General features: G+C 41.7%; 9 protein-coding genes. All 9 read left to right on the forward strand.

Annotation, left to right across the window (positions count from 1 at the left end):
• Positions 1-289: 289 nt before the first annotated feature.
• Positions 290-550, forward strand: coding sequence for a hypothetical protein (locus K3T81_RS14370; RefSeq protein ID WP_238020681.1), 261 nt, complete (start codon positions 290-292; stop codon positions 548-550).
• 333 nt (positions 551-883) lie between these two features.
• Positions 884-2086 (forward strand): CynX/NimT family MFS transporter, encoded by a 1203-nt coding sequence (locus tag K3T81_RS14375; RefSeq protein ID WP_238020682.1) that lies wholly within the window; start codon positions 884-886, stop codon positions 2084-2086.
• 33 nt (positions 2087-2119) lie between these two features.
• Positions 2120-2839: a 5-oxoprolinase subunit PxpB gene (gene pxpB / locus K3T81_RS14380; protein ID WP_238020686.1), complete on the forward strand. Its 720-nt coding sequence runs from the start codon at positions 2120-2122 to the stop codon at positions 2837-2839.
• Complete coding sequence (locus K3T81_RS14385; RefSeq protein ID WP_238020688.1) at positions 2832-3590, forward strand: 5-oxoprolinase subunit PxpA; 759 nt, start codon at positions 2832-2834, stop codon at positions 3588-3590. The genes pxpB and K3T81_RS14385 overlap by 8 nt, the downstream gene beginning before the upstream one ends.
• Positions 3591-3623: 33 nt before the next feature.
• Positions 3624-4580, forward strand: a complete 957-nt coding sequence (locus K3T81_RS14390; protein WP_238020689.1) for a 5-oxoprolinase subunit C family protein — start codon at positions 3624-3626, stop codon at positions 4578-4580.
• The gene (locus K3T81_RS14395) at positions 4577-5173 is read left to right on the forward strand and encodes a pyroglutamyl-peptidase I (RefSeq protein WP_238020691.1); all 597 of its coding nucleotides are present in this window, start codon (positions 4577-4579) and stop codon (positions 5171-5173) included. The genes K3T81_RS14390 and K3T81_RS14395 overlap by 4 nt, the downstream gene beginning before the upstream one ends.
• A 108-nt stretch (positions 5174-5281) precedes the next feature.
• On the forward strand, positions 5282-6472 hold the full coding sequence (locus K3T81_RS14400) for an MDR family MFS transporter (RefSeq protein ID WP_161464598.1): 1191 nt from the start codon (positions 5282-5284) through the stop codon (positions 6470-6472).
• A gap of 3 nt (positions 6473-6475) precedes the next feature.
• Positions 6476-7216 carry a Cof-type HAD-IIB family hydrolase gene (locus tag K3T81_RS14405; protein WP_058950926.1) on the forward strand — a complete coding sequence of 247 codons (741 nt, stop codon included), beginning with the start codon at positions 6476-6478 and terminating at the stop codon, positions 7214-7216.
• Positions 7217-7395: 179 nt separating this feature from the next.
• Complete coding sequence (locus K3T81_RS14410; protein WP_036575169.1) at positions 7396-7578, forward strand: cold-shock protein; 183 nt, start codon at positions 7396-7398, stop codon at positions 7576-7578.
• The last annotated feature ends 221 nt before the right edge of the window (positions 7579-7799 follow it).

Here is a 7799-nt window from a genome sequence, read left to right on the forward strand (position 1 = left end):
TTACACAATTGTAATATTTAGTTTCATATCTTTTTAAATCCTCAATTTGTTTTATTTTTCTACAAGGTATTCTATAATGCGTGTTTTTTTGACAGCGGATGGATCAAATGCATGGGATTTTCTCCTTGTTTCGACATCATTACAGAAAACATATGGTTCTTGACGTCTATGGCATAATAGGAATATAGTCATGAATATATTTTCCTGTATTAAACTAAATTGTAATTGGTTTTAAAGGGGAAGATAAGCAGCGGAGAAAAAAAGAAGTATAACAAGATAGGGGGATTTGATGAAGGATGTTCGAAATGTAGGGGAGAAAGGGAGAAATAGTGGGAATTGGTTATTAGCCTGTCAACCTTTTGAGGAGGAAAAGCAAATTAATCCATATGCTCAAGTGTCGTACATGATGGAAGAGTTGGAAGAGATCCTTATGGTTAATGCATTGACGCGGAGTAAGTTAAGGTTTGGCACAGTTAGCTACCGTATTGCCTGGATATCCAATAATATACTGGATGAGCATAAAGAAAGCCTTCTTTCTTCAGGGAAATAAGGAAAGAAACTTTATACATACATAAAGGGGACTCATCATCATACCTCGTCGGATAGTCCCCAGCCTCTTTGTTAATAACCCCGATATTCAGGAGCATATTAACCCCCACTATTTTTTACACTTCCCTCTTGCAAACGAATTACCTTTTTCACCTCGAAACACACGTGAATAAAACCTTCCGAACACCTTCCTTGTATCCACATGTAACGCTCTTTATCTATATCATTAGCTAGTAAGTATAGTCGTGTGAAAATTACGGATCATTACGTTTTTTCCTTTTCTCCCTATTGTGCTACTATTAACACAGATAGAGATAAAGGAGACAAACTTAGAATGGAACGTACGTTAGAAAAGACGCAGAAAATACAACAGATCATATTGGTTGCAGGAATTATTTTTGTAGCCTTTAATTTACGTCCAGCTATTACCTCAGTAGGACCTCTCATCACAACGATTCGCGACGATTTGGGTATTTCTAACTGGAGTGCTGGTTTGTTAACAAGTCTACCATTGGTAGCTTTTGCCATGATGTCACCACTCATCCCGAGATTAGCAAACCGGTTCTCAAATGAGCGCGTCATGCTGGCAGGACTTGTGCTATTACTATTAGGAATTAGCGTCCGCTCGGTCTCCGTAATCTCCCTTTTATTTTTCGGGACATTGCTTGTTGGTGTAGGGATAGCTGTATGTAATGTCTTGTTGCCTAGTGTAATTAAAGAAAAGTTTCCCTTGAAGGTTGCGTTGATGACAAGTGTATACTCCACAGCAATGGGTGTTTTTGCTGCAGCTGCTTCAGGACTCAGTATTCCACTAACCATTAACATGGGGCTAGGGTGGCAATGGGCCTTAGTTGTATGGGGAGTGCCTGCGCTTCTTGGCATCTTCTTATGGATATACCTAAATAAGCGAAATAAGTCTACTCAATCTATGGATGTCGCTTTCGTTACGAGCGAAAACAATGCGATCTGGAAATCATCGCTTGCCTGGCAGGTTGCAGCCTTTATGGGACTGCAGTCCTTTTTGTTTTATGTAACGATTTCCTGGTTACCGGAGATTCTTCACCAATATGGCTTAAGTATGTCAGCAGCTGGCTGGATGCTTTCCATCATGCAGCTTGTTGGGTTACCAGCTAGCTTTCTTGTGCCAGTTATTGCCGGAAAGTTAAAATCACAGCGGCCGATCGTGATTGTGAATGGTATTCTCTCGATTACGGGGTATACAGGACTTTTAATGGGGGGATCTTACCTTGTCATGATTATAAGCACAGTGTTAATTGGATTTACGTTAAGCGGAACCTTTGCCCTTGCTTTAGCTTTTCTGGGGATGCGTGCAAAAAACGCAAAGCAGGCAGCTGCCTTATCAGGAATGGCACAGTGCCTAGGCTATCTATTAGCAGCTCTTGGCCCTTTGCTTATTGGTTTGCTTTATGACCTGACACATAGCTGGAATATTCCTTTAATGTTCCTAATTGGAGTTTCTCTATGTGTCGTGTTATTTGGTATGGGGGCAGGAAGAAACAAATTTGTTTTAGAATAGGAAACAGCAAGTAAATGGAAAGGGGCTGATGAAATGGAAAAGACGATTGCTGCGATCGGGGATGGGGTTATCCGTATAGAATTTGCAGGTGATGTTAGTCCAGAAATGAACCAACAAGTTCAGTATACTTGTAGGCTTATCCAGGAGAGGTCTATTTTTGGTGTGATAGAGCTTGTTCCAGGGTATCAAACCATCACCCTTTACTATGAACCCATTAAAATACGATTTGAGGAACTAGTAGGCAAGCTAGAGAACCTACTGGGAAAAGAACAAGATCAAGAAAGCATTCAGGAAAAAACACGGCTATTACATATTCCTGTGTGCTATGGGGGAGAACATGGGTCAGATCTTACAGATGTAGCGAAGAGACACCATATGACTGAAGATGAGGTGGTGAAACGACATCAGCAACCGGAATATCTAGTCTATCTGTTAGGATTTCTACCAGGGTTTCCTTACCTCGGCGGATTGGATTCTGCAATCGCCACACCAAGACTACAAGAACCTCGTGCTAAAACGCCGGCAGGATCTGTAGGTATTGCTGATGCCCAAACAGGAATTTATCCACTGTCGTCACCTGGTGGTTGGAATATTATAGGTAATACTCCTATCCCTTTATTTGATGCAGAAAAGAAGGAGGATGCTTTTCTATTTCAGCCTGGTGATCGCGTGAAATTTTATGAAATATCTGAAGCAGATTATAGTCAGTTGACCTTGAGTAATAAGTGGGAAGAGGTGATCGCTGATGAATAGGACAGTAGATTTAAATTGCGATATGGGAGAAAGCTTTGGTGCGTATACTTTCGGGGCAGATGAACAGCTAATGCAACATATTACATCAGCAAATATAGCATGTGGTGCACATGCAGGCGATCCAAACGTTATGGAAGACACGGTGAAGCTAGCTAAACAAAACGGGGTAGCCATTGGGGCACATCCAGGTTACCCAGACCTTGCAGGCTTTGGACGGAGAAAGATCGAATTAACGGATGTAGAAATATACAGCCATGTTCTCTATCAAATTGGGGCATTGCACGCCTTCTGTAAGGCACAAGACGTTCCAATGCATCACGTTAAAGCCCATGGCGAATTATACAACGTAGCAGCTAAAAAGAAGCATGTGGCACATGCAATTGCGAAAGCGGTCGCAGACTTCGACCAAAACTTAATCTTGTATGGCCTTGCAGGTAGTTATTTGGTAGAGGAAGGGAAACGTCTAGGTTTACGCGTAGCTTCAGAGGTTTTTGCTGACCGTACATATCAGGAAGATGGCAGTCTTACACCAAGAAACACGCCAGGAGCACTAATAGAATCAGTTGACCAGGCAGTAAAGCAAGTGAAGGGGATGATAACCGAAGGCCACGTAACGTCCGTAAAAGGGAAAAGCCTTCCTATACAAGCTGATACGATCTGTGTACATGGAGATGGTACTTCCGCAGTGCCTTTTGTAAGGGAATTAACTACAGCACTTCAAGCGGAAGGAATTTTGATTGAAAGTATGTAAACATTCCTTTAAATGAAGAAAGGAGACAGCCTTATGGTACAGCAAGAGCTCTTTCAAGTTATCAAGCCAGGGATACAAACTACATTTCAGGACATGGGGCGGACAGGCTACCAACAGTTTGGTGTACCCGTGTCTGGCGCAATGGACCGGTTTTCCCTTCAAGTGGCAAATATCCTCGCAGGAAATAAGCGAACGAGTCCCTGTCTTGAAATTACATTAGTAGGTCCCACATTACTGGCAAAAACGACCATGACAATTGTCATCACGGGTGCCAACCTAAGTCCAACGTGTAATGGTGAGCCCATTGCTATGTGGAAAACGGTAAGGATTGAAGAAGGGGACGAACTTGTTTTCGGAAAACATCAATCTGGCGTAAGAGCATATTTGGCAGTGTCTGGGGGATTTGCGACACCAGCTTATTTTGGAAGTAGCTCCGTTGATGGGAATAGTGGCTTTGGAAAGTCGCTGGAAATAGAAGATGTGATAAAAGGATACCCAGTAATGGAAAAGACCGGAATCAGTGTAGCAAACACACTCATTCCAATCTATCAAAAAAAGGTTAAGATCTCTTTGATTGAAGGTCCACATACCGATTATTTTACACAAGCAGACAGAACCACGTTTTTCACTGAACCGTATAAAGTGGGCGCCAATTCCAATCGAATGGGCTATAGACTAGAGGGACAGGCTATCAAGCCGGAAAAGGTAAAGGTCTGGTCAGATGGCATTCCATTCGGTGGAGTGCAAATCACAAGCGCTGGCGAACCCATTATTTTAATGGCAGACAGACAAACAACGGGCGGCTATCCGAGAATAGGTACGGTGAGCTCCACAGATATTCCGAAGATTGCGCAGCTTATCCCAGGTGGGGAGGTCTCCTTTAAGCGGGTATCTGTAGAAAAAGCAGAGGAGGATGCTCGTAAACAAGAGCAATTTCTCATACGCCTGAAACAATTTCGACAACATATAGAGAGAGGGAAAAAAGCATGAAGAAATTACTACTAACAGGATTTGAAGCCTTTTTAGAATTTCCCATTAACCCAACTACGTCTATTGCACAGTCATTAAATGGGGAGCAGCACAATGGGTACGAGATTATAGGAGAAGTACTTACCGTGGATTTCCATAAGTCTGGTAAGCAGCTGATTGAGTTAATTGAGCAACATAAACCCGATGTTATCATCTCACTAGGTCTCGCGGCTGGCCGAAACTGTATCACGCCAGAGCGGATCGCAATCAATTGTAATGATGGTCCTGTAGATAATGAAGGGCATAAACCAGACGGCGAAGCTATTTCTGAAGATGGAGCAGATGGGTATTTTTCTACACTACCCATTAAGAAAATAGTAGACCGATTAAAAGAAGAGAAGTTACCTGCCAAAATTTCAAATACGGCTGGAGCTTATCTGTGTAATAATGTCATGTATCATGGCCTACACTATGCAAAACAACATGGGTTAACGATCCCTTCTGGCTTTATCCACATCCCTGCTTCACACGCGCTTGCTGTGGAAAAGAATATGCCAAGCTGGTCGGAGGAAGATCTTCTTAAAGGGGTTAAAATAGCAATAGAGACACTGTAATTAACTGGACAAACAGGTTTATTTTCATTGCGCAAATAGGAATTGCCACAGTGCCGAAAGTGTAATAGAATAACGTGGTACATTACAGAGAATGCGAGATGATGAGAATTGCCAAAATATATCTGGCTACTAGTAATAGCAACAGCAATTAACGTAACGGGGGCCTCTTTTCTCTGGCCATTAAACACCATTTATATGCATAATGAGCTCGGTAAAAGCTTAGCTTTTGCGGGGTTCATTTTAATGTTTAACCAAGGTGCTTCTATTGCAGGGAATCTAATCGGCGGGCTCCTTTTCGATAAATTTAGCGCGTATAAAACGATTCTAGGAGGAACAGGCATTGCGGTAGTTTCTGCTGTTATGCTTGCCTTCACACATGATAGCATCGTCTCTTACTCGATCTTTCTCGTGCTAATTGGGTTTGGTTCAGGAATTACCTGGCCCGTTATGTTTGCTATGGCTGGTTCCATCTGGCCTGAAGGTGGAAGAAGGGCTTTTAACGCCATTTATGTTGCTCAAAATTTTGGTGTGGCGCTCGGTGCGACGTTGGGTGGCTATATTGCCAGTATTTCTTTTGATTATATATTTATTTCTAATGCCACTGTATTTCTTATTTATTTTATCATCGTTCTGTTTACATTTCGGAACCTCGATAAAGAAAAAGATCGACAGATGCACACATCTATTTTGCAGCAACGGGCAAAAATACAAAGCAGAACAGCTTTTACTGCCTTGTTTATTTTGTGTGGGGGATTCCTCATAGCCTGGATTGCCTATAGTCAATGGCAATCAACCATTGCTTCTTATACACAGGACATTGGTATCCCATTAGCGCAATATAGTTCTTTATGGGCGATAAATGGTTTTCTTATCGTTCTTGGCCAGCCTCTGATAAAATGGGTAGCAGAACGTATAACATCCCAAAAGGTTCATATTTATATGGGCACGGTTATTTTTATCGTATCCTATCTGATTGCGATGGTCTCAGAGACATTTACCATGTTTGCTGCAGCTATGGTGATATTGACAGTAGGCGAGATGCTTGTATGGCCGGCTGTGCCAACTTTAGCAAATGAACTGGCACCAAAAGGCAGAGAAGGATTTTACCAAGGAATTGTCAACAGTGTTGGTGCAGCAGGGAGAATGATAGGTCCAGTGTTTGGTGGCTTCATTGTAGATTTATATAATATTGAACTTTTATTTATTATTTTATTGGGTCTCCTGATAATACCTTTTGTTACAACACGTTTGTATGATCGAAAAATTAAAGTGGAACATAATCAGAACATGGAGGTTTGAAAAATGGAAGAAAAACAAGAAGTGAAACTTATAGCACTAGATATGGATGGAACATTACTAACAAGTGAGCATCAAGTGACACCGTACACAGAAGAAGTTATTGCCAAGGCATTAGAGAAAGGCATTCAAGTAGTACTTAGTACAGGGCGTTGGCTGAACTCCTGCTATCCGTATGCAGAAAAACTCAAGCTCCAATCCTACCTGGTGACAGCTAATGGTGGAGAGATTTGGACTGTTAAGAAGGAGCTTGTTGATCAGCATTTGATGGATCCGGCTAAAATGGAGAAGTTATGGAATCTTGGTATTGAAACAGGTGTCGGTATGTGGATGATCTCAACCGACGGTGTGTACAGAGAGACGCCTCCAGAAGATTTCTATGCACATAATTGGTTAAAGTTTGGTTGTGAGTCATTTGATAAAGAAAAGCTTGATGTGATGGTGAAGGAACTTTCCTATTCAGATGACCTTGAATTAACCAACTCGCTACCTACGAATGTAGAGGCAAACCCTAAAGGGGTAAGTAAAGCCAGTGCCTTAGAACTTGTTTGTGATAAGCTCGGTATCACCATGCAGAACGTTATGGCAGTAGGCGATAGTTTGAATGATATGAAAATGATCCAGCAAGCTGGAATTGGTGTTGCGATGGGCAATGCGCAGGATGCTATCAAACAGGCTGCAGATTTTGTCACAGATACGAATAATCAAGACGGTGTTGCGAAAGCAATTCAACGATTTGCCTTGTAATGCCCCACCCCCTTTTTGGTATAATTTGTATAGTGCATGACTATACTAGTAGAAGGATGAAAATGCTAGTTGTGTTGTTCAACATAGGGTTATGGAGAATCGTAATTAGCATAATATGACCTTTCTTTGTTTAAGAGAAAGGGGTATAATAGAAGGGTATCAGGAAAGGGGATGCTGCCATGTCATTTTCTCGCGGACCAAAGGAACCAGTTCCAGAGGTGGAAACTAACGTATGGTCATGTACCAGTGACGATTGTCAGGGTTGGATGAGAGAAAGTTACAGTTTTGAACAGGAGCCGGAATGTCCACTTTGTAAATCTTCAATGGAACAGGAAGTACGTGTACTTCCAGAAGTAAAGTAACATGAACGCGTATCTCTTGGATTAGAATTTATAAGTTAGGCAAACTTATTTGCCCATAGAATAGGTCCTCGGGTTTTTATAAACTCAGGGGATCTTTTTTATTGGCCGATACATAGAGCGGTGATTCGTATTTACAAGACGCAGTTACGTTTTGAATCAGCGCGTTAACTACCTTGATAAAATCGGCTCTACAATATATGTTGGGGTACAGAGAAAATTCA

It is taken from the genome of Oceanobacillus jordanicus (assembly GCF_022095695.1).
Classification (GTDB): domain Bacteria; phylum Bacillota; class Bacilli; order Bacillales; family Amphibacillaceae; genus Oceanobacillus_B; species Oceanobacillus_B jordanicus.

Excerpts from the sequence above, each read along its gene's own strand:
- K3T81_RS14370 (WP_238020681.1), top strand. The coding sequence starts at position 290 with ATGAAGGATGTTCGAAATGTAGGGGAGAAAGGGAGAAATAGTGGGAAT.
- K3T81_RS14375 (WP_238020682.1), top strand. The coding sequence starts at position 884 with ATGGAACGTACGTTAGAAAAGACGCAGAAAATACAACAGATCATATTG.
- pxpB (WP_238020686.1), top strand. The coding sequence starts at position 2,120 with ATGGAAAAGACGATTGCTGCGATCGGGGATGGGGTTATCCGTATAGAA.
- K3T81_RS14385 (WP_238020688.1), top strand. The coding sequence starts at position 2,832 with ATGAATAGGACAGTAGATTTAAATTGCGATATGGGAGAAAGCTTTGGT.
- K3T81_RS14390 (WP_238020689.1), top strand. The coding sequence starts at position 3,624 with ATGGTACAGCAAGAGCTCTTTCAAGTTATCAAGCCAGGGATACAAACT.
- K3T81_RS14395 (WP_238020691.1), top strand. The coding sequence starts at position 4,577 with ATGAAGAAATTACTACTAACAGGATTTGAAGCCTTTTTAGAATTTCCC.
- K3T81_RS14405 (WP_058950926.1), top strand. The coding sequence starts at position 6,476 with ATGGAAGAAAAACAAGAAGTGAAACTTATAGCACTAGATATGGATGGA.
- K3T81_RS14410 (WP_036575169.1), top strand. The coding sequence starts at position 7,396 with ATGTCATTTTCTCGCGGACCAAAGGAACCAGTTCCAGAGGTGGAAACT.